Source organism: Methylobacterium adhaesivum (assembly GCF_022179065.1).
Taxonomy (GTDB): Bacteria; Pseudomonadota; Alphaproteobacteria; order Rhizobiales; family Beijerinckiaceae; genus Methylobacterium; species Methylobacterium adhaesivum.
Map to the genome: position 1 here is coordinate 78,124 of NZ_BPQD01000008.1, position 24,999 is coordinate 103,122.

Genomic DNA, 24,999 nt, shown 5'->3' on the forward strand with positions numbered 1-24,999 from the left:
GTGAACGGTGCCCATGAACGGAAACGCCGCAACCCGCCGAACCCTCTCGGCCCTCGCCCTCTGCCTTGCGGCCACTCTGCCGGTTCAGGCGGCGCAGCCGCGGGAATCCACACCCCTGCCGGAGTTCGAGCCCGCCGAATCCCTGGAAGGCAATTTCCTGGCCGCCTACATCGCCGGGGCCTCGAAGGACACGGCGGCGGCCGCGAGTTTCTATCGCGAGGCCGTGAAGGCCGATCCGCGCAACACCGAGCTTCTGGAGCGAGCCTTCGTCTCGCTCCTCGCCGACGGCGCCCTGCCGGACGCGTTCCGCGCCGCCGAGCGCCTCACCAGCCGCGACGGTACCAACGGTCTCGCGCAGCTCGCCCTGGGTGTACGCCAGATCAAGGCGGGGCAGTTCGCCCAGGCGCGCCAGAATTTCGCCCGCAGCGGACGCGGTGCCGCCGCCGACCTGACCGCGACGCTTCTCACCGCCTGGGCCTTCGCCGGGGCCGGCGACGGCAAGCGCGCGCAGGAGACCATCAACAAGCTCAAGGGCGAGCGTACTTACAACACCTTCCGGGATTACCACGCAGGCCTGATCGCCGCCCTCACGGGAGACCAGGCCGAGGCCGAGCGGCGCCTGAAGGCGGCCTATGACGGCGACCGCAACACCCTGCGGGTGGTCGATGCCTATGCGCGATTCGAGGCCCAGGCCGGCCGCACCGATCTGGCGATCCAGGCTTACAGCGATTTCGACAAGCTGCTGCCGCGCCATCCCATCGTGCGCGATGCCCTGAACCGGCTGAAGGAGGGTAAGCCCCTCACCCGCCTCGTGACCACGGCGCAGGAAGGCGCCGGCGAGGTTCTGTACGGTCTCGGTTCGGCCGGTTCGACGCAGGGCGACGAGCTGCCGGCCGTGGTCTACCTGCGCCTCGCGCTCTACCTCGCGCCCGAACACGCCCTCGCCCGCCTGACCCTCGCCGACATCCTCGACCGGATGAAGCAGCCCGAGCGCGCCAACGAGGCCTACGCGCAGATCCCGACGAGTTCGCCGCTGCGTCTCAACGCCGACGTGCAGATCGGCCTCAACCTCGAACAGATGGGCAAGGGCGACGAGGCGCTGCAGCACCTCGATGCGGCCATGAAGGCCCATCCCAACGACATCGACGTGATCACGGCGCTCGGCAACGTCCAGCGCTCGCGCAAGAAGTACGAGGAGGCGGCCGAGACCTACAGCCGCGCCATCGCCCTCATCGGCGACCAGCCGGCGTCGAACTTCTGGACGACGTTCTACTTCCGCGGCACGGCCTACGAGCGTGCCAAGCAATGGGCTAAGGCCGAGGCCGACCTGAAGAAGGCCCTCGAACTCGTGCCGCCCTCGCAGCCGGGCGCCCGCGCCCAGGTGCTGAACTACCTCGCCTACTCCTGGGTCGACCAGAACATTAACATCGACGAAGCCTTCACGATGCTGAAGCAGGCCGTGGATGCGAGCCCCCGTGACGGCATGATCATCGACAGTCTCGGGTGGGCCTATTTCCGACTCGGGCGTTGGGACGATGCCATGCGAGAGTTGGAGAAGGCCATCGAGCTGAAGCCCGGCGATCCGACGATCAATGACCACCTCGGCGATGCCTACTGGCGCGCCGGGCGCCGTCTCGAAGGCAAGTTTCAGTGGCAGCACGCCAAGGACCTGAATCCCGAGCCGGAGGAGCTCGAGAAGATCAACGCCAAGCTCAAGGACGGCCTGCCCGAACTCGACAAGCCGGCCGCCACCGCCGAGAATCCCCCGGACGCCAAGGCCAACCCCGAACTGCCCAAGGGCGCCCCGGCTCCGAGCGAACCCCCGGGCGCCGCCGACAAGAAGAGCGGCGGCTGATCCGCGAGACTTGACGCGCATGGGGATGCGGGGCCAGACCGGCGCCCCGATCCCCTGAACAACAGAACACCGAGAGCCCGTGTCCGTCCTCGTCACCCGCGCTCCGGCGAAGATCAACCTCACCCTCCACGTCCTCGGCCGTCGCGCCGGGGACGGTTACCACGAGCTCGAAAGCCTCGTGGCGTTCACGGGCGCTGGCGATACCCTGTCGCTCACGCCGGGGGATGGGCTCGCGCTGACGGTCTCAGGGCCGACGGCCGGACCTGCCGGGCCCCTCGACGACAATCTCGTCATCCGCGCCGCGCGCCACCTCGCCGCGCGCCGGCCGGGCTTGAGGCTCGGCACCTTCCACCTCGTCAAGCGCCTGCCCGTGGCGGCCGGAATCGGCGGCGGATCGTCGGATGCGGCCGCCGCCCTGAGGCTGCTCGCCCGGAGCAACGGCCTCGATCCGGTCGACCCGGCACTCCTGGAGGCGGCGCGGGCAACGGGGGCCGACGTGCCCGTCTGCCTCGATCCCCGGGCGCGCATGATGTGGGGCGCCGGAGAAAGCCTTGGCGCCGCCCTGCGGATGGCTCCCCTCCCCGCCATCCTCATCAATCCGGGCATGCCCGTCGAAACCGCTCCGGTGTTTCGCGCCCTCGGCCTGAGCGTCGGAGAGCGGTATCGGCCGGGGTCGCATCCGGAGATCGCCGAGGGGGCCGATGCCGCGACGATGCTGGCGGCGATCGCTCCGGCGCGCAACGATCTCGAAGCCCCGGCGCTCGGGATCGCGCCGGTGATCGGCGAGGCGCTGCGGGCCCTGTCCGGCGAGGCCGGTTGCCGCTTGGCCCGGATGTCGGGCTCGGGCGCGACGGTATTCGGCCTGTTCACCGACCGCGCCGCGGCCGTGCGTGCCGCATGCCGCATCCGGGCGACCTTCCCGGGTTGGTGGATCAAGCCGACCTTGCTGCGCTGACGATTTTCCGAGCGAGGGGCTGATTTCGCCGCTGTCGAGCGGAGCCGAGGTGCGCTCTTGCGCCGTCTCTTACGAAAGTCAGGATGAATTCCGCGAAACGGGGCTGCGCTTTAACGCTTAGGAAGGCGTCGCTTCGCCACTCTCGGCTCGCGGGAGAGTGGCTGATGGTTGAGACGAGGCAGACCTCCTGGGGCGAAGGAGAGTTGCGTGAGGCCCTGTGCCTCATGATGATCGGCGTCTGTGCCTGGATCGCCGGAACGCAGCTCGGCCTCTTCGGCGTGTTTTTGACCTTCACCACCTTCCATCATCTCAACGACCTGCTGATGCTCGGCGTCTGCATGAGCTTTGGGCTCATGGTCGCCTCGGTGCGCAAATCGCTCACGTTGCGTCGGGTGATGATCGCACGGGACGCAGCGCGCGATCGGGCCGAGCTGGCAGCCCGCCACGATGCCCTCACGGGACTGGCCAACCGGCGTCTGTTCAAGGAGACCCTGGACGAGCGCCTGTCGCGCGCCGAACCCCCGACGATCGCCGTGCTTCTGATCGACTTAGACCGCTTCAAGTCGGTCAACGACGTCTACGGCCATGCCGCAGGCGATGCCGTGCTGTTCGCCGCCGCCGAACGGATGCGCGCCCTGAACCCGCCGGGTGGCATGACGGCGCGTCTGGGAGGCGACGAGTTCGCCGTGATGTTCGATTACGGATCCGACAGCGATGCCGTCCCGCGCTTTACCCAGCAGCTCATCGCCAGCTTGTCGAAACCCGTGGATTGGGACCGGAGCCGGATCGAGATCGGCGCCACGGTCGGCATCGCCCTCGCCACGGCGAACCATTCCGATTCCGTGTCCCTGCTGCATGCCGCCGATGTCGCCATGTACAAGGGCAAGCGCGACGGACGCGGCACCTTCCGCTTCTTTCAGGAAGAGATGGGACACGCCATCAAGCTCCGCGCCCGCATGGAGGCCGAACTGCGCCTTGGGATCGGACGCGGCGAGATCGAACCTTTCTATCAGCCGGTGGTACAGCTACCGAGCCGGGAGCTTATCGGATTCGAGGTCCTGGCCCGCTGGCGCCACCCCGAACGGGGTCTCCTGGGTCCGATGGAGTTCATCGGCTTGGCGGAGGAGACCGGACTGATCGCCGAACTCAGCTGGGCCGTCATGCGGAAGGCATGCACGGATGCCCGGTCTTGGCCGAGCCACCTGCAACTCGCCATCAACATCTCGCCCCTTCAACTCCAGGATCGCTTGCTGCCGGAGCGCATTCTCGCCATCCTGACGGAGACTGGGTTCGCTCCCGGGCGTCTCGAGATCGAAATCACCGAGACTGCTCTTGTGAACGACCTCGAAGCCGCTCGTGTCGCCCTCAAATCCTTGCAGAATTTCGGAGTGCGCATCGCGTTGGACGATTTCGGGACCGGCTATTCAAGCTTGTATCACCTGCGCGAACTGCAATTCGACAAACTCAAGATCGACCGCAGCTACGTGGCATCGATTCCCTTGGGTGAGGACCGCGCCAAGCTCGTGGATGCCATCATCGCCCTGGGGTCGAGCCTCGGTCTGGCGACGACGGCCGAGGGCATCGAGAATTCATCGAGCGTCGACTGGCTCGCTGACCAGGGCTGCGCCTACGGCCAGGGCTTCCTGTTCGGCAAGCCCGTGAACAAGGAAACCACCGACGGTCTCCTCGCGCTCTGGTCCGATATCGCGGGTAAGATCGTTCTCACCGACTCGGAAACGGCTCCTTCGGACCAGACCGGTCCGACGGCCGCCGCGGCCTAGGGCACAGTCCCGGAGGGCGGCTCCAGGCTTCGAAACGCGTGGCGGAGTGGCACACGCCACGGCGTCGCGTTGTCGAAGGTGCTCGGGCCGATGCCTCGACTCGGTGCCCGGTTCTCGTGGCCGGTCACGCGCACGCTCAGTGGGCGCGGGCGATGCAGAAATCCACCACCTGCAACAGAGCGTGTTTCATCGGGCTCTTCGGAAAGAGCGCGAGGGCATCCCGCGCCATGGCGCCGTAGTGACGCGCGCGCTCCAGGGTGTCCTCGAGGGCGCGATGGCGGCGCAGGATGGCGAGCGCAGTGGCGAGATCGTCCTCGGAGACGTCCCCGTCCTCGAGGGCGCGCTTCCAGAAGACGCGTTCCTCCTCGGTACCGCGCCGGAACGCCAGCACGATGGGCAGGGTGATCTTGCCCTCGCGGAAATCGTCGCCGACGTTCTTGCCGAGGCTGACGCTGGTGCCGCCGTAATCGAGCACATCGTCCACGAGCTGGAAGGCGATGCCGAGGTTCATGCCGTAGGCGCGGCACGCCGCCTGCTCCGCTCGGGGGCGTTCGGCGATCACCGGCCCGACCTCGCAGGCGGCGGCGAACAGCTCGGCGGTCTTGGCGCGGATGACGGCGAGGTACTCGTCCTCCGTCGTTTCGGTGTTCTTCGCGGCGGCGAGCTGCATCACCTCGCCTTCGGCGATCACCGTGGCGGCGGCCGAGAGGATGTCGAGGGCCCTTAAGGAGCCGACCTCGACCATCATGCGGAACGCCTGACCGAGGAGGAAATCGCCCACGAGGACGCTGGCCTCGTTGCCCCACTTGATCCGGGCCGCCACGGCGCCCCGGCGCATGTCGCTCTCGTCCACGACGTCGTCGTGCAGGAGGGTCGCCGTGTGCATGAACTCGACGCTGGCCGCGAGCTTGACGGCGCCGTCGCCCGCATAGGCGCACAGGTCGGCCGTCGCGAGGGTCAAGATCGGGCGAAGACGCTTGCCGCCCGACGCGATGAGGTGATTGGCCACTTCGGGGATCATCTGAACCGATGAGCCGGTGCGCGACAGGATGGTCGCGTTCACGCGCTCCATGCCCGTGGCGACGAGGGCCACGAGGTCCGTGAGGCTCGCCTCCGGATCGGGACGGCTTTCATCCAAGGGTATTACGACGCCCAAAACCCCGTTGCCTCCCAACTCGACGCATCCGGTGCGGATCGGCCGGAAGCGGCAGACCTCGATACCAAACCCGTCTTGCGTGACCGACTTCCGTGCGGCACCCCATCGCATGGGCTCGGAGACGCTGCAACACGCACCATGCCGCAAGGTTTCCGGTGGCGTACGATTCGTCGGCCCTGGTCATCCCTGCCCCACGTCGTCCACCGACCGTCTCTCCCGGAAACCGTGATGACCGAACTCATCCGCAGCAACGACATCGTCCTCATCGGTTTCGCCGAATCCCTCCTCAGGGGGGCCGAGATCCCGGCCTTCGTGGCGGACGGGCATATGAGCGGACTGGAGGGCTCCATCGGAGCGTTCGCGCGGCGCCTCCTCGTCCCGGCGGACCACGCCGCGCAGGCGCGGCGCCTGCTCACGGAGGCGGGCCTCGCCCATGAACTGCGTGACGCCTGAGACTCGGCCGCCCGACGCATGGCTCGGCGACAGCCTTAGGCTCCAGCAACCCGGGCGGGGCGCCCACCGAGCCGGCACGGACGCGGTGCTGCTCGCGAGTCTCATCCGACCGAAGCCGGGCCTGACGATCTGCGACGTCGGCGCCGCGACGGGGGCGGTGGGACTCGCCGTCGCCCTCCGCGCGCCAGACTGCCGCGTCGTCCTCGTCGAGCGCGACCCTGACCTCGCTGGCCTCGCCCGGGCCAACGCGGCCCTGAACGGCCTGGAGGACCGAACCGTTGTCATCGAGGCGGACGTGCTCTCGAGGGGCGCCGCCCGCCGGACCGCCGGTCTCGGTCCGGACCTCGCGGATCTCGTCCTGACCAATCCCCCCTACTTCGAGGCCGGACGGCACCGGGCCTCCCCTGATTCCGGCAAGGCCACGGCCCATACCTTCGCGCCGGGCAGCCTCGACGGGTGGCTGCGGACCTGCGTCGAGATCCTTCGCCCCCGGGGTCGCCTCGGGATGATTCACCGCGCCGATGCCCTGCCCGAGTGCCTCGATGCCCTGCGGGGGCGATTCGGGGCCATCGCCGTGCGGCCGGTCCAGCCCCGAGCCGGTGCGGCTGCGATTCGCGTGCTGATCTCCGCCGTGAAGGGAAGCCGGGCCCCGTTCACCCTGCTGCCCCCCCTCGTGCTCCACGACGCGGACGGGTCGTTCACGCCGTTCGCCGCGGCGCTCCATGCGGGACATACCTGGATCGGAGACGACGACGCACCCTGATTGTGCTGGCGGCGCCGTCGGAGCGCCCCATCTCTGGCGGGACCCTGCTTCAGCCTCACCGAGCGAGACACGATGGCGTTCACGATTCCGACCGGCCTGCGGTCGCTTCTTCCGGCGCGCTGGCGCAAGCGTAAGCCGCGAGTCGCCGTCCTGCGCCTCGACGGCGCCATCGGTGCGGTGTCGCCGTTCCGGCCGGGGCTCTCCATCGCGGGCCTCGCCGGTCCCCTTGAACGGGCCTTCGCCACGCCGCATGTCGCGGCGGTGGCCCTGGTGATCAATTCCCCCGGTGGGTCGCCGGCCCAGTCGCACCTCATCCATCAGCGGATCCGGGCGCTGGCGGCGGAGAAAGCCCTGCCGGTCTATGCCTTCGTGGAGGATGTGGCGGCCTCCGGGGGCTACATGATCGCCTGCGCCGCCGACGAGATCGTGGCCGACCCGACGTCCCTCATCGGCTCCATCGGGGTCGTGTCGGCGGGCTTCGGGTTCGATCGACTCATCGAGCGGCTCGGCGTGGACCGCCGCGTCCACACCCAGGGCGACGCCAAGGCAATGCTCGATCCGTTCCGTCCCGAGAACCCCGACGACATCGCACGCCTGAAGCGGATCCAGTCCGATGTGCAGGATCTGTTCACCACCCTGGTGCGCGGCCGGCGCCCGAGCCTCGATCCCGAGGGGGAGAACCTGTTCACCGGCGCCGTCTGGACCGGCCGCCAGGCCCTGCGCCTCGGCCTCGTTGACGGCTTGGGCGATACACGCACGACTTTGCGGGCGCGCTTCGGTGCGGAGGTTCAGCTCGTCATGATCGCGGAGAAGAAGGGGTCCCTCATCGCGCGGATTCTACGCCGGGCCGGACCCGGCAGCACCGCCGGCCTCGCCGGCGAGGCCCTGGCGGTCATCGAAGAGCGTGCCGCCTGGGCACGCTACGGCTTGTGAAAGCACCTGACCCTAGAGGCGCGGAACAGCCTTAGCGTGCGCAGTTCCCGCCGCCATAGCCGGCATAGACGATCCGAACCTTGCGGGTGCAGGTCTCGGCCTGCACGGGAGCCGGCACGGTGACGACGTCGATGGGCGTGACCACCGCCGGCATCTGCACGGCATGGGTGCCGTCCTGCGTCGCGAAGGCGTTGGAGGCGCCCATGACGAGGGGGGTTGCCGCGAGGGAAGCGGCGGCGAGGGCGGCGAAGACTGCGAAAGACGAGCGCATGGCGCGTTGATCCAACTGATGTCCGTCCGATGACGACGGTAAAGACTGCGTGATTGCTGGATCAACTTGGCAGGGAGCGTGACAGTTCCGGCCTGGTCGGGCGAATGCGGCGAAAATGCGTGTGGCGGTGAATCGGCCTCGCTTGACACCCTCGACCCGCCTCTTAAACGCTGGCCGCCCTTTCACGGACCGGATTGCCCATGTCGAGCGCCGTCGATCTCGCGCCCCAGACCTCGTTCCAGGGGCTGATCCTGACGCTGCAGCGGTTCTGGGCCGCGCAGGGCTGCGTGATCCTGCAGCCCTACGACATGGAAGTGGGCGCGGGCACCTTCCATCCGGCGACCACCCTGCGGGCCCTCGGGCCGAAGCCCTGGAAGGCGGCCTACGTCCAGCCGTCGCGCCGCCCGAAGGACGGGCGCTACGGCGAGAATCCCAACCGGCTGCAGCATTACTACCAGTTTCAGGTAATCCTGAAGCCGAACCCGCCGAACCTGCAGGAACTCTATCTCGCGTCCCTCGATGCCATCGGGGTCGATCTCAAGCTCCACGACATCCGCTTCGTCGAGGACGACTGGGAGAGCCCGACGCTCGGCGCCTGGGGCCTCGGCTGGGAATGCTGGTGCGACGGCATGGAGGTGAGCCAGTTCACCTACTTCCAGCAGGTGGCCGGTGTCGAATGCGCGCCCGTGGCGGGCGAACTCACCTACGGCCTCGAGCGCCTCGCCATGTACGTCCAGGGCGTCGAGAACGTCTACGACCTGAACTTCAACGGCGGGACCGGCGCCGACAAGGTCACGTACGGCGACGTGTTCCTGCAATCAGAGCAGGAATATTCGCGCCACAACTTCGAGGCCGCCGATACGGCGATGCTGTTTCGCCAGTTCACCGATGCCGAGAAGGCGTGCCGGACCTACCTCGACGCTGGTGCACCGGCGGACGAGGCCGGGCCGCACCGGATGGCGCAGCCGGCCTACGACCAGTGCATCAAGGCGAGTCACGTGTTCAACCTCCTCGACGCGCGCGGGGTGATCTCGGTTACCGAGCGCCAGAGCTATATCCTGCGGGTGCGTGAATTGGCCAAAGCCTGCGGTGCGGCCTACCTCCGCACGGCCGGCGGCGGCGCGGCCTGATCCGCAAGGGGCCTTGTTTCGAACTGTCGGGCTCTGCCCGACACACGCCGAAGGGATGATCCCTTCGATATCCAAGGATCAGCGGGATCAACCTGCTGGTCCGACACGTCACGGGGACGGCCGATGCGGGCGGGATGGTCAGGTCGGGTCAGTGCCATCGCTCTCTTTCTCGCGATCCTTGCGACGCCCGTCCTGGCGGAGGAGACCCCGGTCAACGTGGTTCGCCGCCTCTACGCCGAGCCCCGTGCCGGCGCGTCCGACCTTCAAACCACGCGCCTGCGCGGTCTGTTCGCCGCCGCCGCCGCGCGACCGCCATCCGGTGGTGCCCTGACCTTCGACTACCGGCTGAACCACGAGCCAGTGGCCCGCGACGTCACCGCCGATCTCAGTTTCGTGGAGACCCGGTCGGGCCCGACGCGCGCCGACGTCGACGTCAGTCTCGTCGACGACCGCCCGCAGCGCCTCGTCTACACGGTGGTTCGCGAGGATGGCGCCTGGCGCATCGACGACGTCCGGTCCCTCGGCGAGCCGAGCTGGCTGCTGTCGGCGCTCCTGAAGGGCGACATCCACTGAACGCGTCCAGGCCGAGATCGTGAGTCCGCCCGTCGTCGTCGCGGTTCTGTTCGCGGCCGCCCTCCACGCGAGCTGGAACGCCGTTCTGCGCGGCGGCCTCGACCGGCTGCTGGCCTCCGCCCTGATGTGCCTCGCCATGGCGGCCGCCTCCGCCGTGGCGCTGATGGCCCTTCCCCTGCCGGACCCCGCGAGCTGGCCCTATGCCGCCGCCTCGGGCGTGCTCCACCTCGGTTACATGCTCGCCCTGACGGCGACCTATCGCGCGGGCGAACTCGGCGAGACCTATGCCATCGCCCGGGGGTCGTCGCCGGTCCTCGTGGCGAGTGCCGCCGCCCTCGTGGCCGGAGAGCGCCTCGGCCTCGCCGCCTGCCTCGGCATCGGGCTGGTCTCGGCCGGCATCGTCGCCCTCACCCTGCGCGCGGGCTTCCATCTGCGAGCCCTGCCGGCGGCCCTGCTCACCGGCGTGTTCATCGCGGGCTACACGGTGGTGGACGGCCTCGGCGTACGGTTCGCGGGCGATGCCGTCGCCTACACGGCCACGATGTCGCTCTCCTGGTGCCTCGTCCTGCCGGTGTTCGTGGTCGTCCGGTCGCGGGGCCTTCCGCGTGCGACGGCGCGCCAAGCCGTCTCCGGCCTCGGGGGCGGCTTCGCCTCCATCCTCGCCTACGGCATCGTCATCTGGGCGATGCAGCACGACGCCATGGGTGCGGTGTCGGCCCTGCGCGAGACGAGCGTCGTGTTCGCCGCCGTGATCGGCTGGCTGTTCCTCAGCGAACCGCTGACGACGCGGCGTCTGGCGAGTTGCTGCGCCATCACCCTCGGGGCCGCCTGCCTCGCCCTGTCGGGCTGAAGGCCGCCCCCTCGACACCCCGTTCGGCCCGTCTTATTGCCAGCCCATGCCCGATCTGCTCCTTGAACTCCGCTCCGAAGAAATCCCCGCCCGCATGCAGCGGCGCGCGGCGGAGGACCTGAAAAAGCTCGTCACGGACGCCCTGGTGGAGCGCGGTTTCCTCTACGACGGCGCCAAGGCCTTCGCGACGCCGCGCCGCCTCGCCCTGCATGTCGCCGGCCTGCCGGCGCGCGGCAAGGACGTGCGCGAGGAGCGAAAGGGCCCCCGCGTCGGCGCACCCGACGGGGCCGTGCAGGGCTTCTTGAAGGGCGCGGGCCTCACGAGCCTCGATCAGGCGACCATCGTCTCCGACCCGAAGAAGGGCGAGTTCTACGTCGCCGTCATCGAGAAGCCCGGTCGCGACACCCTCGACGTCCTCGCCGAGATCTTGCCGCAGATCATCCGCAGCTTCCCGTGGCCGAAATCCATGCGCTGGGGCGCGGCCTCGGCCCAACCCGGTGCCCTGCGCTGGGTACGGCCCCTGCAATCCATCGTCGCCACCTTCGGTCCTGAGACCGAGACGCCCGACGTGGTGCCGTTCAGCGTCGACGGGATCGCCGCCGGCACCACCACCTACGGTCACCGCTTCCTCGCGCCCGAGGCCATCGAGGTCCGCCGCTTCGACGATTACGTTGCGGCCCTGGAGCGCGCCAAGGTGGTCCTCGACGCCGACCGGCGGAAAGACATCATCCTGCACGACGCCCGCGACCTCGCCTTCGCGCGCGGCCTCGAACTCGTGGAGGACGAGGGCCTGCTCGAGGAGGTCGCCGGCCTCGTGGAATGGCCGGTGGTGCTTCTGGGCACTTTTGACGCCGCCTTCCTCGACATCCCCGCCGAGGCGATCCGGGCGACGATCCGCGCGAACCAGAAATGTTTCGTCCTGCGCGAAGCCGGCAGCGACCGCTTGGCCCCGGCCTTCATCCTGACCTCGAACCTCGTCGCTAGCGACGGAGGGCTGGCCATCACCGCCGGCAACGAGCGTGTGGTCCGGGCGCGGTTGTCGGATGCGAAGTTCTTCTGGGAGACCGACAAGGCGATCAAGCTGGAAGACCGGCTGCCGAAGCTCGACACCATCGTGTTCCATGAGAAGCTCGGGACGCAGGGCGCACGCGTGGAGCGGATCGCCGCCCTGGCGCGCGAACTGGCGCCCCGTGTTGGTGCCGATGCCGACTTGGCCGAGCGCGCCGCGCGCTTGGCCAAGGCCGATCTCGTCACCGAGATGGTCGGAGAATTTCCCGAGCTTCAGGGGCTCATGGGTCGCAAGTACGCCGCGCTGCAGGGCGAGCACGAGAGCGTCGCCGCAGCCCTCGAGGAGCACTACAAGCCGGTCGGCCCGTCCGACCGAGTGCCGGCCGATCTCGTCGCCGTGGCGGTGGCACTCGCCGACAAGCTCGACACACTCGTTGGGTTCTGGGCTATCGACGAGAAGCCCACGGGCAGCAAAGACCCGTATGCCTTGCGTCGCGCGGCACTGGGCGTCATCCGGCTGATCAGCGAACGCCAGATCAAACTGCCCCTGATAAAGTATTTCGGCACCGCGGATTTCGGATTGTCGCAAAAGAGCGTTGCTGCGCCTGAGAGGCTGGAGGGTGACTATCTCCCTGATCTCCTCGCCTTCTTCGCCGACCGCCTAAAGGTTTATCTCCGCGATCAGGGCGCCCGGCACGACCTCATCGACGCCGTGTTCGCTCTGCCGGGGCAGGACGACCTCCTGATGGTGGTCCGCCGCGTCGAGGCCCTGGGCAAGTTTCTGGAGACCGACGACGGAAAGAACCTCCTCGCCGGCTACAAGCGCGCCGCCAACATCCTGCGCATCGAGGAGAAGAAGGACGGGCGGTCCTACGAGGCCGCGCCCGATGCGGCCCTGGCCGCGCGGGGCGAGCCCGAGGAACGCACCCTGTCCGACGCCCTCGTGGCGGCGCGCGCAGCCGCGTCGGCCGCGGTGGAGCGAGAAGATTTTGCCGGCGCCATGCAGGCACTGTCGACCCTTCGCGCGCCCGTGGATGCGTTCTTCGAGAAGGTGACGGTGAATTCGGACGATCCGGCCTTGCGCGAAAACCGCCTTGCCCTCCTCAATGCCTTGCGGGCGGCGACCCGCGAGGTCGCTGACTTCTCGCGCATCGAAGGCTGAGAACGCTTCGAACCTTCGGAGGATTGCGCAAAAACTGACTCCGATCGGGGAACGGTCGCGCTTGGTTCATCGTTGGGAGCCGACGTTTTCGACACGGAGACCCCCCATGCGCAATCGCCTTTTCGCCGTCGCCACCCTGGCGCTCCTCGTCGGCGCGCCGGCCCTGGCCCAGGCCGAGACCACGATCATCCGCCGCGATGCGCCGGACGTGGTGGTCGAGCGGCCCGCCAGTGAGCGCAAGACCGTCGAGACCCGCGAGTCCGGTGACGGCTGCGCCTCGAAGACCGTGACGAAGGAAAACGACCTCGGAGACCGCAAGACGGTCACGAAGGAAGTCTGCGACTGATCGGTCGCGTCGGACGTTCTCGCGTTTCCTGATCGACGTGTTGAAACCCGTCCCAGCTTATGCCGGGGCGGGTTTTCACATTTCTGAGCCGGTCGACAGCGCCTTGACGTAGCGCCAAGCTTCCATCCCGTCCTCGTAGTAGTCCGCCAGCACGGCAAAGCGCGTGTAGCCGCGCCGTTCGTACAGGCGAATGCCGGCGCCGTTGTCGGCACGGACTTCGAGCCGCAGGTGCGTGCAGCCATGGGCGGCGGCATCCGCCTCGGCCGCGTCGAGGATGAGGCGTCCGAGGCCGAGCCCGGTGCGGGCGGGCGACACGGCGATGGAAGACAGGCGCGCGTTGCGGCTGGCCTTGCGGCGCTCCAGGGTCGCCGCCCCTACGAGCACCTCCCGCCCGTCGCCGTCATCGGCAAGGGCCGCCAGCAGCGTCATGCTGGCCGAGCGGATGGCGTGGCGGATGGCGCGGCGCTCCGCCCGGTCGATGGAGAACGCGGCGTGTTCGAGGGCCACGAGGGCGTCGAGGTCCTCGATGCGGGCCTGTCGGATGGTGATCTCCGGCGTGACGGCGCGCTCCTGCAAGGCGACGCTCACGTGGCGATCCAGGGATAAGTCCAGGTCTCCGACAGTGCACGACCCTCCGCCCGCAGGAAGGCCCGGAGGTCCGTCGCCTGCCCGGGGGCGGAGACCATGACGTCGATGGCCGCCCGTAGGCCGCCCGTATGCGCGTTCGCCACGAGGGACGTCGCCGTGACCTTGCCGTTCGACGCGCTGGCAATCACCTCCACCCGGCCGGGATCGGCGCGGTAATAGGCGAGATCGCCCCCGGCGAAATCCACGAGGAAGCGCCGACTGAGCGCGCCTTTCGCCTCCTCTGACTTGGCCGTGCCGCTCGCGACCGTCGCGGCCGCGAAGGTGTTGACCACCCGGCCGCCGGGATGGAGCGGCGCGCCGCCGACGCTGCGCACGCGGTAGGACAGGCGCACCGCCTCGCCGGCCGCGTAAGGCCGACGCGGGCGCCAGCAGGCAACGATGTTGTCGTTGGTCTCGGTGTCCGTCGGCAGTTCCATCAGCATCACGGCCCCCTCGCCCCAGGCGCCGACGGGCTCGACGAAGTAGCCGGGCCGGCGGTGATAGGAAGCTTCAAGGTCCTGATAGGTATCGAACCGCCGGTCGCGCTGGAGCAGTCCAAAACCCTTCGGGTCCGTATCGATGAAGTTCGAGATGCGCCGGTCCTTTGGGTTGTCGAGGGGGCGCCACAGCCATTCGCCGCTGCCGGTCGCGATCTGCAGCCCGTCCGAATCGTGGAGTTCGGGCCGGTAATCGTCGGAATGGCGCCGGTCGTTCTCGCCGATGAAGAACATCGACGTCAGGGGGGCGAGCCCGACCGTTGTCAGCTCCGTGCGCGGATAGAGCGTTGTCTGCACGGCCACCGTGGTCTCGTCGCCCGGATGAACCGTGAAGCGGAAGGCACCGGTGAGGCCGGGGCTGTCGAGGAGCGCATCGATGACCAGCGCATCGGCGTTCTTCTCAGGCATCGTCACCCAGAACTCGCGGAACACCGGAAACTCCTCCGGACCGCCCTGCCCCTCGACGTTCACGGCCAGTCCGCGCGCCGACAGGCCGTAGAGTTCGTCGCGGCCGAGGAAGCGGTAGTAGCTCGCGCCGAGGAACACGATGAGTTCGTCGAGGACGCTGGGGCTGTTGAGGAAGGAATGGATTCGGAGGCCGGCGAAGCCGAGATCCACCGGCAGCGCCTTGTCGAGCTTCGTTCGGCCCATGTCGAACAGGCTGGCCTGATAGGCGATGGGGGTCGCGACCCCGCCGCGCACGAGGTTCACCGTCACCGGGCGGTCGTAGAGGAAGCCGAGGTGGAACAGCTGCAGCCGGAACGGGCTGCCCTCGGCGCCGAAGAGCGCCTTCTCCGGCTTGAACCGGATATCGCGCCAGGCATCATAATCGAGTTTGGCGATGGGAGCCGGCAGGGGCGGCGCCTTCGCGGCGTACGGGACCTTCGACAGGTCGCTGGCGCGTCGCTCGACATCGGCGAAGCCGAAGGGTTTCGCAGCAGCCTCCTGGGCGCCGGCCGAGGCGGCAAAGAGACCGGTGGCAGCGACGCCTGCGGAGGCGAGACTTGCTGAGGCCAGTCCTGCGACGACGGCGCGGCGGTTCGGTTCTGTCATGCTCTGCGCCCTGATGAGACCGTCGAACGGCGAATCGCCCGCTTGATGGCGTGTCCGCCGGGGCTTGGAAAGAGGCTGTCCGGCCCGGCGCGGCGTTTGTGCAACATTCCGGGGCTGCGACCCCGTCGCGGTTGAAAAAAGCGCGTTTTTCCTTGTCGGCGGAAGGCGATGACGGTATGTAGCGCCTGCCCAATTTCGCACGTGCCTGTGGCCGCGTGTCGGTTGGTGGGCATCCGGCCAACTGCCGGACAGCCGCCAGGGGTCTTAAAGGATCGATGGTCGAAGGGGTGGATTCCCCCCGGCCGGCATCCAGGTGGCGACACCGGACCCCGACAACAACCGGCAGCCGGAGGCGAAACCGGCGAACCCCGCTCTCCACGGGGGACGCAGCTTAAAGCAACGACGAACGGGCTTTTTTGGTCTCGTCGGCCCTCCAAAGGCCGGCACCGAAGAGGCTTGTTTCTCTTTGCCCGGCGTGCGGTGGGGATCTCCCTTCCAATCCAAGGCAGCTTCCGGGTGCTCTCGCGCCCACGATGTCTCGCGTGTCTCCAAAGCACGCGGCGTGTCGTGGCGCAGCGCCCCCAGACGCCGGACGGCTCCGCGCCGTCCAGACATTCGACAGCGCGCCCCCGTGTGAGGGCGCTCGCGAACCTGTGGGTTGGAAACAGCATGACCGATCGCATCCGCGACTTCCTGCGCGCGCGCCGCGACATGGGCCAGGACGAAGGTCCCGTCATGGTCCTCGACCTCGATGTCGTGCGCGACAACTACACCGCGTTCGCCAGGGCGCTTCCGGACACCCGGGTGTTCTACGCCGTGAAGGCGAACCCCGCCCCCGAGGTGCTACGCCTGCTCGCCGAGATGGGCTCCTGCTTCGACACGGCTTCCGTGGTCGAGGTCGAGATGGCTTTGGCCGCCGGCGCGACAGCGGACCGGATCTCGTTCGGCAACACCATCAAGAAGGAGCGCTGCATCGGCCGTGCGCTCAAGCTCGGCGTGCGCCTGTTCGCCGTCGATTGCGAGGCCGAGGTCGAGAAGATCGCCCGCGCCGCCGAAGCCGTGGGTGTGAAGGCCGGTGACGTGCAGGTGTTCTGCCGCATCCTCTGCGACGGCGCCGGAGCCGAGTGGCCTCTGTCGCGCAAGTTCGGCTGCGTGCCCGAAATGGCCGTCGGCGTGCTGGAGCACGCCTGCCGCCAGGGCCTGCACGCCTACGGCGTGTCGTTCCATGTCGGCTCGCAGCAGGGCAACACGGAAGCCTGGGACGGGGCGCTGGCCTCCGCCGCCACGATCTTCCGTGACTGCGCCGACCGCGGCATCACCCTCTCCATGGTCAACCTCGGCGGCGGCTTCCCGACGAAGTATCTCAAGGCGGTGCCGGGCGTGGAATCCTACGGCGACGCGATCTTCCGGGCGCTCACCAAGCATTTCGGCAACCACCTGCCCGAGACCATCATCGAGCCGGGCCGGGGCATGGTCGGCAACGCCGGAATGATCGAGGCCGAGGTCGTGCTGGTTTCGAAGAAGTCGGACGCCGAGGACGAGATCCGCTGGGTCTACCTCGACATCGGCAAGTTCGGGGGGCTGGCCGAGACCATGGACGAGTCGATCCGCTACGCGATCCGCACGGAGCACGACGGCGACCGCATGAGCCCGTGCGTCCTCGCAGGACCGACCTGCGATTCGGCCGACGTGCTCTACGAGAAGGCACCCTATCCCCTCCCGGTCTCCCTCTCCATCGGCGACAAGGTGCTGATCGAAGGCGCGGGCGCCTACACCACCACTTATGCGGCGGTGGCGTTCAACGGCTTCCCGCCCCTGCAGCAGTTCGTGATCTGAGCGCTGCGCGCATCGGACGGCCGGTTCTCGGCCGTCCGGACACCTCCATCCCGGACTGAGGGCTTGCGCCCGATGCGAGGATCGTTCGTCCCCCGCCCAAGCTTCGGGAAAGGGTGTGGCCGTGATTCAGATTCGCCATGAACGCCCCGGCGACATCGTCGCCCGCGAGCATCTGCTCGACCTGTGCTTCGGCGAGGCCCGACGCCTGAAGACGTCCGAGCGCCTGCGCGAGGGACGGCTGCCGGCCGAGGGGCTGGCCTTCACGGCGGAGTCCAAGGGCCGTTTGGTCGGCACCGTCCGTCTCTGGCACGTCGAGGCGGGCTCGCACCGTCCGGCCCTTCTCCTCGGGCCCCTCGCGGTCGATCCGGATGTCCAGGGCCTTGGCCTCGGCGCCAGCCTGATGCGCCACGCCCTGGCACGGGCGGGAGCACTCGCCCATGGCGCAGTGCTCCTCATCGGAGACGCGCCGTATTACGCACGCTTTGGTTTCAGCCAGACGCTGGCGGCCGGTCTGGCCATGCCGGGACCGTTCGAGCGCGAGCGGTTCCTCGGTCTGAATCTGCGGCCCGCAGCCTTGGACGGTGCCTGCGGAATCGTCCGCGCGACGGGGGCATGGGACGAGGCCGACATCCCGCTCACCGCCTTCGGCGACGCAGGTGCGGCGTCGCGACGACGGGTAGCCTGAGGCGAGCGACGCCTCTCAGCGAAGGGGGTTGGTCCGTCCGGCCAAGTTGCAGCGTCGACGGAAGGCGGCATCCGTCTGACGGTTCAGGGCGCGCAGCAGGGTGGCGGTCAAGGTAATGATTCCGGGATCGCGATCGATGGGCTCATCGGCCTGCGCGGGCAGGTTCGGGGTCAGGAGAGCGAGCATGGTTGGGGTCCTCGGCGTCGATGGAGCGGCGCATCCTCCGGCTTTGTTGCAGTGCAATACCGGCGTGCTGCCGTGGGCCCGCAATCCCGGGGGATGGGATGCGACCCTGCGGTGAGAGCATGGGCGGCTTCACCGCGCGTTAGCATTTGGCGGTCCGCGGTTGACCCGCCGGACGCCAGCCGCCACTGAACCCGTCGCGTGCGCGTCATCTTCGCCGACTAGGTGCGTCGGCCACATCCGCACGCAGCGACGCTTGCGTAAGTTTGAAGGATAGCCTGCTCCATGACCGAAGCCGCCACCGCCTGGCCCGTCCACGCCCGCATCACCGGTCCCATCGTGATGATCGGCTTCGGCTCCATCGGGCGCGGAACCCTGCCGCTCATCGAGCGCCACTTCGATTACGATAAGGCGCGCTTCACCGTCATCGAGCCGTCCGACGCCCACAAGGGGTTGGCCGACGAGCATGGCCTACGCTTCGAGCAGGTGGCGCTCACGAAGGAAAACTACCGGGAGGTTCTGACGCCGCTCCTCACCGAGGGCGGTGGCCAGGGCTTCTGCGTCAACGTCTCCGTCGACACCTCGTCGCGCGCCATCATGGAACTGTGCCGCGAACTCGGCGCCTTCTACATCGACACCGTCGCCGAGCCGTGGCCGGGCTTCTACTTCGATAAGTCGAAGAGCCAGGGCGACCGAACCAACTACGCCCTGCGCCAGGACATCCTCGATGCCCGCGCGGCGAGCCCAGGTGGCACCACGGCGGTGTCGTGCTGCGGCGCCAATCCCGGCATGGTGTCGTGGTTCGTCAAGCAGGCGCTCCTGAACATCGCCGGCGACATCGGTCTTGCCGTGATCGAGCCGACGGACCGCGCCGGCTGGGCAAAGCTCATGCGCGAGGTCGGCGTGAAGGGCGTCCACATCGCCGAGCGCGACACTCAGCGCGCCAAGAACCCGAAGCCGCGCGGCGTCTTCGTCAACACCTGGTCGGTGGAGGGCTTCGTCTCCGAGGGCAACCAGCCGGCCGAACTCGGCTGGGGCACCCACGAGACCTGGCGACCCGACAATGCACGCGACCAGGAGAAGGGCTCGCGCTGCGCCATCTACCTGCTGCAGCCCGGTGCCGACACCCGCGTGCGCTCGTGGACGCCGACCGCCCAGGCGCAGTTCGGCTTCCTCGTCACCCACAACGAGGCGGTGTCGATCTCCGACTATTACACGGTTCTGGAAGGCGACCGCGCCGTCTACCGGCCGACCTGCCACTACGCCTACCACCCGGCCGACGATGCCGTGCTGTCCCTGCATGAGATGTTCGGCAAGGCGGCGATCGTGCAGGCGAAGCACCACATCCTCGACGAGACCGAAATCGTCGACGGCATCGACGAACTTGGTGTGCTCCTCTACGGCCACGAGAAGAATGCCTATTGGTTCGGCTCGCAGCTCTCCATCGAGGAAACCCGCCGCATCGCCCCCTACCAGAACGCCACCGGCCTCCAGGTTACCTCGGCCGTCCTCGCCGGCATGGTCTGGGCCCTCGAGAATCCGGAAGCCGGTATCGTCGAGGCCGACGAGATGGATTTCCGCCGCTGCCTCGAAGTGCAGATGCCGTATCTCGGCCCTGTGGTCGGCGTGTACACCGACTGGACCCCGCTGACTGATCGCCCTGGTCTGTTCCCAGAGAACATCGACGAGACCGATCCCTGGCAGTTCCGCAACGTCCTGGTCCAGGGCTGACGATCGTCGCTTCCGCGTCGCCCGGGCGATCGCGGGCGACGCGTCGGATGTCGTCTGGGGCACGGAGCGGTTCCCGTGGATGGAGATTCAGTCGATGAGGCAGCTTTGCCGACATCGACTGTATCCGGCCACCGGGCTGTGGCCCGCCCCAAGGTCGGCTAGAGCACTCTTTCCTCAGGACAGGTTGGTCAGCGGACTTCATGCCCTCAGTGCACGCAGCACCGGTAGGACGCGCTCTAAGACATCGATTTCTTCCCCGGTCTGGACGCTGACCCTTGCTTGCTTGCAGCGACACGGTGCGACGGAGACTCCATAACGTGGCGCGTCTCTAAACGCGCTCCGATCCTCGCGCTACGACCCCATCAAACGATAGGTTAATTTCAAGAGAACTCTTGCAGAACACTTCCGGAACGCCTATCGTGTTCGTGGTTTGTTTCTGCGGCCTCTGACCGCATCGATCTGTGTTGGGGGCGAGGGTTCGTCATGTTGACGCGTAAGCAATTGGAGCTTCTGCAGTTTATTCAGCTCAGGATGAACGAGGGCGGTGTTCCCCCGTCGTTCGACGAGATGAAGGACGCCCTCGACCTGAAGTCGAAGTCGGGCATCCATCGCCTGATTACGGCCCTGGAAGAGCGCGGGTTCCTGCGTCGCCTGCCCAACCGGGCGCGGGCGATCGAGGTGATCCGGATGCCCGAGAGCCTGGGCGGCTTGGCCAGTACCGCGGCGGCCCCTCCCCCGGAGGCGCGCCGCTTCACCCCGAGCGTGGTCGAGGGCGGCAAGGGTAAGACCACCGTCGAGCGGATGCCGACGGCGCGTCCGCCGACGACGCGGGCCACGGATGGCGAGGGCAGGGCCATCACCATCCCGGTCATGGGGCGGATCGCCGCCGGTACGCCGATCGCGGCGATTCAAGAGCAGAGCCATTCGGTTACCCTCTCGCCGGACTTCCTCTCGGGGGGCGAGCATTATGCCCTGGAGGTCCGCGGTGATTCGATGATCGAGGCTGGCATCCTCGACGGCGATCTCGTGGTGATCCGCAAGCAGGATACGGCGAATACCGGGGACATCATCGTTGCTCTCATCGATGATGAAGAGGCGACGCTGAAGCGCCTGCGCCGGCGTGGTTCGTCCATTGCCCTCGAAGCGGCCAACCCGGCCTATGAAACCCGCGTCCTCGGCCCCGACCGAGTTCGGATTCAGGGACGACTCGTCTCTCTGGTGCGGCGTTATTGAAGGGTTTCGGCCTGCCCTTCGGATGAGGTTTCCGGTTCGTCGAAATCCGGTGCCGGGGGTGGCGCAGTATTCGTCGGAGTCGGAGCCGCTCGGGCCGTAGGCGGCGCAGTCCGCCAGGGTACGCTTTCGCCGGGGCGTCGTGCCGTTGTCACGAGTGGCTCTCCCGTCGCGGGAAACCGGATCGTCGTCGCCCCGTGGGCCACGAGAAACGCGCGGTCGAGAACGAGTTTGGCGGCGCAGTCCGTTGGCGCCTCCCGCCGGGTGATGAGGATGTCGGCACGGGCACAGTCCTCGGGAAGCGCCCGTTTGTCGGTGACGAGGGCAAGCACGCGTCCGTCGTGGGTTCGGGCCGTACAGCCCAGGCGGTCGCACCGCGCATCCGGTAGGGCCGTGACGGCGCCGGCCTTGCGACCATCGCCGTCGGCTTTCAGCCATTGCTCCAGAACGAACGGCGGCGGTTTACCCAAGGTGGCGAGGCGCCCATCGGCGGCACGGATCGCGGCGCCCCCGCCCTCCCGGTCGATGTAGAGGTCCGGCCGCGCCGGGCCGGCGGCCAGGACCACCCCCACGCCCATGGGCAGGAGCCCAAGCCACCGCAGGCGCGATGCCGGCAGGGTGATCGCGACGACGCCGAGCGCCATGGCCGCCAGGGCGCCCGGACCGAAGGCCGGGACGACGTAGACCGCCCGGTCGAATCCGGCGATCCATGTCGAGATCGTCAGCATGCCGCGGACGGCCAGCCCCATCAGCCACCAGACCGGCTGATCGAGGGCGAAGGGGAAGGCCAGGATGCCGAGCACCGCCGCCGGCATCACCGCCAGGGAGACGAGGGGCAGGGTGAGGGCGTTGCCGACGAGGCCGAACGGTTGCACCGTCTGAAAGTGATAGGTCGCGAACGGGGCGGTGGCGAACTGCGCCACGAGGGTCGTCGCTAGGGTGCCGATGACGGCGGTCACCACCCAGATCGCGGCGCGACCGAGGGGGCCGACGCCCTGTCCCCGTAGGCTCAGGGCTCCAATGAGAGGCGCGCAGGCTATGAGGCCCGCGACGGCGCCGAACGACATCTGGAAGCTCGGGCCGAGCAACCCGTCCGGCTCGCGTGCCAGGGCGATGATCGCCGCGAGCGAGAGGTTGCGCATGCTCAAAGCCGGCCGATCGACGAGGATCGCGCCCAGCATCACCAGAGTCATGATCAGAGCCCGCTCAGCGGCGATGTCCCATCCGGAAAAGACGCAATAGGCCGTCACGCCCACCATGGCGCAGGCGGCGGCGATCTTCTTGATCGGCCAGCGCAGGGCGAGGCTCGGGACCAGGGCGAGGAGTGCCCGTACGAGCCAGAACACGACACCGGCCGCCAGCACCATGTGGAGGCCAGAAATGGAGACGACATGATAAATCCCGGCGGCGCGCAGGACGTCGTTGGTCTCGCCGTTGATGAGGCCGCGCTTGCCCGTGACCAGGGCAGCGGCGACGGCGCCGGCTTGGCCCCCATTGGCGTCGGTGATCCGGCGGGTGAGGGCATTGCGCGCATCGTCGACGGCGGCGGCGAGGCGAAGGGACGGAGGCAGATCCTCGGGCGGGGGCCGGACCTGGATCGTGCCGACGAGGGAGCCCACCGCCCCGATCCCCCGGAAGTAGGCGTCGCGGGCAAAATCGTAGCCGCCCGGCCGGGCCGCTTCGGGCGGGGGCAGCAGGCGCGCCGTCGCGGCGATGCGGTCGCCGGGTTTGAGGGGCGGCGCCTTCCTGAACGAGACGCGGACCCGGCGCGGGCGCTGCTCCGGCGGCAGGGTGCCGAAACTCTCGACCAACACGACGAGGCGCGCCCCCTCCTCCCGCTCATCGAGGGCTTCGATCAAGCCGACGAGGGGCGCGATGGTGGTGCGTGCGAGCACGGGGCTCGCCACCTGCGTGAGGCGGAAGGTGGCGGCGGTGAACCCGAGGAAGGCCGCCACGAGGCCGAGGGTGACGGCCAACGCCAGGGGCCTCGCAGCCATGACAGGCGTCAAGGCAGCGAGGACTGCCGCGACGGCCAGGGGAGCGGCGAGGGACGGGAGTCCGGAGGTTGCGGTCAGGCAGAGGAGGATTCCGAGGCCGAACGCCACGGCAAGTCAGGGGAACAGGTGACGTTGCTCGATTTCGCGGGCCAACCCCGCGGCCAGTCCATCGCGCAGGGCGCCGAGCCAGAGGCGGGGCGCGGGAAGGCGGCGGGCGGCCAGCGCCCTTCCGGCAACCCATGTGCCCCCCTGCCCCATCCCGTCGCGTCTCCGGGCACGCGTCCGTCGCCACCCGCCGGGGACGGGGCAGCGATTTCTTAACGCCCGCCTTCGCGCATGCTACATGCGCAGCGCGGGGCCGGTCGATCCGGCATCGGCCCCCTTCACCACAGAAGTTCAAGCTTTCAATCGATGTCGTCCACCGTCGTCACGCGCTTTGCGCCCTCGCCCACGGGCTATCTTCACATCGGTGGCGCGCGCACCGCCCTGTTCAATTGGCTTTATGCCCGCCGATTCGGCGGCCGGATGCTGCTGCGCATCGAGGACACGGACCGCGAACGCTCGACGCAAGGGGCCATCGACGCGATCCTCGACGGGATGCGCTGGCTCGGCCTCGATTGGGACGGGGACGTGATCTACCAGTACGCCCGGGCCGAGCGGCACCGCGAAGCGGCGATGGGCCTCCTCGCCTCGGGCCATGCCTATCGCTGCTACGCGACGCCGGAAGAGCTCACCGCCATGCGCGAGTCCGCGCGGGCCGAGGGGCGTCCCCTGCGCTACGACGGGCGCTGGCGCGACCGTGATCCGTCCGAGGCGCCGGCCGGCGTAAAGCCGGTGATTCGCCTCCGTGCCCCCCTCGACGGCGAGACCGTCGTGGAGGATGGCGTACAGGGCCGGGTCGTCTGGCAAAACAAGGATCTCGACGACCTCGTGCTGCTGCGCTCCGACGGCAACCCGACCTACATGCTCGCCGTGGTGGTGGACGACCACGACATGGGCGTCACCCAGGTGATCCGGGGCGACGACCACCTCACCAACGCGGCCCGCCAGCGCCAGATCTTCGATGCCCTGGGTTGGGACGCGCCCGCCATGGCGCATATTCCCCTCATCCACGGGGCCGACGGGGCGAAGCTGTCCAAGCGGCACGGGGCGCTCGGCGTCGATGCCTATCGCGATCTCGGTTACCTACCGAGCGCCCTGCGCAACTACCTCGTGCGCCTCGGCTGGAGCCACGGCGACCAGGAGGTGTTCTCCACCGACGAAATGGTGGCGGCCTTTGATCTCAAATCCATCGGGCGCTCGCCGGCCCGCTTCGATTTCGCCAAGCTCGAGAACCTGAACGGGCTCTACATCCGGGGCGCGGCCGATGCCGATCTCGTAGATGCCATCGATGGCGTGCTCCCCGCCCTCGGCCCGGAGCGCGGCATCGCGCATCCCATGAGCCCAGAGCTGCGGGACAAGCTCACGGCGGCGATGCCGGGCCTGAAGGAGCGCGCCAAGACCCTCGTGGACCTCCTCGACAGCGCCTACTACCTCACGGCCGCCCGGCCGCTGGCCCTCGACGAGAAGGCCAAGGGCCTCCTCGGTCCCGAGGCACGCGAACGCCTCGCCGCGATACTGCCGGCCCTGGAAGCGCTGCCCGAATGGACCGCTGCCGCGACGGAGGGGGCCGTGCGGGCCTTCGCCGAATCGACGTCGGTCAAGCTCGGCCAGATTGCCCAACCCCTGCGGGCGGCGCTCACGGGGCGTGCAACCTCGCCGCCGGTCTTCGACGTGATGGCCGTGCTCGGGCGGGAGGAATGCCTCGGTCGCCTGCGCGATCAGACCGGGGCCTGAAAGAGGTTCCGTTCGTAGCGTGCGGGATCCGGACGAATGACAATTCGGCCCGGATCTCGCTTCGTGACCTCCGTGAGGCGGACGCTCG

Annotated in this window: 21 protein-coding genes and 1 pseudogene; 16 read left to right on the top strand and 6 right to left on the bottom strand. The window is 68.5% G+C overall.

All coding sequences use genetic code 11. The features are described from left to right. Positions 1 to 13 precede the first annotated feature (13 nt). From MFF01_RS09920 to MFF01_RS09930, 3 genes are all read left to right on the top strand, one after another. Positions 14 to 1,855, top strand: coding sequence for a tetratricopeptide repeat protein (locus tag MFF01_RS09920; protein WP_238224542.1), 1,842 nt, complete (start codon positions 14 to 16; stop codon positions 1,853 to 1,855). 79 nt (positions 1,856 to 1,934) lie between these two features. Continuing rightward, entirely contained in the window at positions 1,935 to 2,810 is an 876-nt protein-coding gene (locus MFF01_RS09925; RefSeq protein ID WP_238224545.1) for a 4-(cytidine 5'-diphospho)-2-C-methyl-D-erythritol kinase, read from the top strand. Positions 2,811 to 2,974: 164 nt separating this feature from the next. Continuing rightward, entirely contained in the window at positions 2,975 to 4,591 is a 1,617-nt protein-coding gene (locus MFF01_RS09930) for a putative bifunctional diguanylate cyclase/phosphodiesterase (RefSeq protein ID WP_238224547.1), read from the top strand. A gap of 136 nt (positions 4,592 to 4,727) precedes the next feature. On the opposite strand, the gene MFF01_RS09935 is transcribed toward MFF01_RS09930, so the two are convergent. After that, complete coding sequence (locus tag MFF01_RS09935; RefSeq protein WP_238224549.1) at positions 4,728 to 5,747, bottom strand: polyprenyl synthetase family protein; 1,020 nt, start codon at positions 5,745 to 5,747, stop codon at positions 4,728 to 4,730. 228 nt (positions 5,748 to 5,975) lie between these two features. Here MFF01_RS09935 and MFF01_RS09940 point away from each other — a divergent pair, with 228 nt between their 5' ends. The 3 genes from MFF01_RS09940 to MFF01_RS09950 all read left to right on the top strand — a co-directional run bounded on the left by MFF01_RS09940 (position 5,976) and on the right by MFF01_RS09950 (position 7,896). Further along, a complete protein-coding gene (locus MFF01_RS09940) occupies positions 5,976 to 6,200 on the top strand; it encodes a putative signal transducing protein (RefSeq protein ID WP_238224551.1) in 225 nt (74 codons plus the stop codon). After that, positions 6,181 to 6,963 carry a tRNA1(Val) (adenine(37)-N6)-methyltransferase gene (locus MFF01_RS09945; protein ID WP_290346104.1) on the top strand — a complete coding sequence of 261 codons (783 nt, stop codon included), beginning with the start codon at positions 6,181 to 6,183 and terminating at the stop codon, positions 6,961 to 6,963. The genes MFF01_RS09940 and MFF01_RS09945 overlap by 20 nt, the downstream gene beginning before the upstream one ends. A 72-nt stretch (positions 6,964 to 7,035) precedes the next feature. Beyond that, positions 7,036 to 7,896 (top strand): S49 family peptidase, encoded by an 861-nt coding sequence (locus tag MFF01_RS09950; protein ID WP_238224555.1) that lies wholly within the window; start codon positions 7,036 to 7,038, stop codon positions 7,894 to 7,896. A gap of 31 nt (positions 7,897 to 7,927) precedes the next feature. On the opposite strand, the gene MFF01_RS09955 is transcribed toward MFF01_RS09950, so the two are convergent. After that, a complete protein-coding gene (locus tag MFF01_RS09955; RefSeq protein WP_238224557.1) occupies positions 7,928 to 8,167 on the bottom strand; it encodes a hypothetical protein in 240 nt (79 codons plus the stop codon). 200 nt (positions 8,168 to 8,367) lie between these two features. Between MFF01_RS09955 and MFF01_RS09960 the strand changes: the two genes are divergently transcribed. The 5 genes from MFF01_RS09960 to MFF01_RS09980 all read left to right on the top strand — a co-directional run bounded on the left by MFF01_RS09960 (position 8,368) and on the right by MFF01_RS09980 (position 13,236). After that, on the top strand, positions 8,368 to 9,297 hold the full coding sequence (locus tag MFF01_RS09960) for a glycine--tRNA ligase subunit alpha (RefSeq protein ID WP_238224565.1): 930 nt from the start codon (positions 8,368 to 8,370) through the stop codon (positions 9,295 to 9,297). Between the two features lie 123 nt (positions 9,298 to 9,420). After that, the gene (locus MFF01_RS09965; protein ID WP_238224567.1) at positions 9,421 to 9,870 is read left to right on the top strand and encodes a YqhG/Tai3 family protein; all 450 of its coding nucleotides are present in this window, start codon (positions 9,421 to 9,423) and stop codon (positions 9,868 to 9,870) included. A 19-nt stretch (positions 9,871 to 9,889) separates the two neighbouring features. Then, positions 9,890 to 10,720: an EamA family transporter gene (locus tag MFF01_RS09970; RefSeq protein WP_238224569.1), complete on the top strand. Its 831-nt coding sequence runs from the start codon at positions 9,890 to 9,892 to the stop codon at positions 10,718 to 10,720. A 46-nt stretch (positions 10,721 to 10,766) separates the two neighbouring features. Then, a complete protein-coding gene (glyS, locus tag MFF01_RS09975) occupies positions 10,767 to 12,890 on the top strand; it encodes a glycine--tRNA ligase subunit beta (protein ID WP_238224571.1) in 2,124 nt (707 codons plus the stop codon). A 106-nt stretch (positions 12,891 to 12,996) separates the two neighbouring features. Further along, positions 12,997 to 13,236 carry a hypothetical protein gene (locus MFF01_RS09980; RefSeq protein ID WP_238224573.1) on the top strand — a complete coding sequence of 80 codons (240 nt, stop codon included), beginning with the start codon at positions 12,997 to 12,999 and terminating at the stop codon, positions 13,234 to 13,236. Positions 13,237 to 13,311: 75 nt separating this feature from the next. Here MFF01_RS09980 and MFF01_RS09985 read toward each other — a convergent pair whose 3' ends face one another. Continuing rightward, positions 13,312 to 13,824: a GNAT family N-acetyltransferase gene (locus MFF01_RS09985; RefSeq protein ID WP_238224574.1), complete on the bottom strand. Its 513-nt coding sequence runs from the start codon at positions 13,822 to 13,824 to the stop codon at positions 13,312 to 13,314. Then, positions 13,821 to 15,413: an OpgD/OpgG family glucan biosynthesis protein gene (locus MFF01_RS09990; RefSeq protein WP_238224583.1), complete on the bottom strand. Its 1,593-nt coding sequence runs from the start codon at positions 15,411 to 15,413 to the stop codon at positions 13,821 to 13,823. Before MFF01_RS09990 ends, MFF01_RS09985 begins: the two co-directional genes overlap by 4 nt. Before the next feature lie 669 nt (positions 15,414 to 16,082). Here MFF01_RS09990 and MFF01_RS09995 point away from each other — a divergent pair. Continuing rightward, positions 16,083 to 17,249: a type III PLP-dependent enzyme gene (locus MFF01_RS09995; RefSeq protein WP_238224585.1), complete on the top strand. Its 1,167-nt coding sequence runs from the start codon at positions 16,083 to 16,085 to the stop codon at positions 17,247 to 17,249. Positions 17,250 to 17,370: 121 nt separating this feature from the next. Continuing rightward, positions 17,371 to 17,934, top strand: a complete 564-nt coding sequence (locus tag MFF01_RS10000; RefSeq protein ID WP_238224587.1) for a GNAT family N-acetyltransferase — start codon at positions 17,371 to 17,373, stop codon at positions 17,932 to 17,934. A gap of 15 nt (positions 17,935 to 17,949) precedes the next feature. Here the strand turns inward: MFF01_RS10000 and MFF01_RS10005 are convergent, their stop codons facing one another. Then, positions 17,950 to 18,120 carry a hypothetical protein gene (locus tag MFF01_RS10005; protein ID WP_238224590.1) on the bottom strand — a complete coding sequence of 57 codons (171 nt, stop codon included), beginning with the start codon at positions 18,118 to 18,120 and terminating at the stop codon, positions 17,950 to 17,952. Between the two features lie 282 nt (positions 18,121 to 18,402). On the opposite strand from MFF01_RS10005, the gene MFF01_RS10010 reads away from it, so the two are divergent. Beyond that, positions 18,403 to 19,848 (top strand): homospermidine synthase, encoded by a 1,446-nt coding sequence (locus MFF01_RS10010; protein WP_238224592.1) that lies wholly within the window; start codon positions 18,403 to 18,405, stop codon positions 19,846 to 19,848. Positions 19,849 to 20,331: 483 nt separating this feature from the next. Further along, positions 20,332 to 21,081 carry a transcriptional repressor LexA gene (gene lexA / locus MFF01_RS10015; RefSeq protein WP_238224594.1) on the top strand — a complete coding sequence of 250 codons (750 nt, stop codon included), beginning with the start codon at positions 20,332 to 20,334 and terminating at the stop codon, positions 21,079 to 21,081. Here lexA and MFF01_RS10020 read toward each other — a convergent pair. After that, a pseudogene (locus MFF01_RS10020) lies at positions 21,075 to 23,333 on the bottom strand (ComEC/Rec2 family competence protein). The gene lexA and the pseudogene MFF01_RS10020 sit on opposite strands and share 7 nt — an antisense overlap. A 153-nt stretch (positions 23,334 to 23,486) precedes the next feature. Here MFF01_RS10020 and gltX point away from each other — a divergent pair. Further along, positions 23,487 to 24,911, top strand: coding sequence for a glutamate--tRNA ligase (gene gltX, locus MFF01_RS10025; RefSeq protein WP_238224596.1), 1,425 nt, complete (start codon positions 23,487 to 23,489; stop codon positions 24,909 to 24,911). Positions 24,912 to 24,999 lie beyond the last annotated feature (88 nt).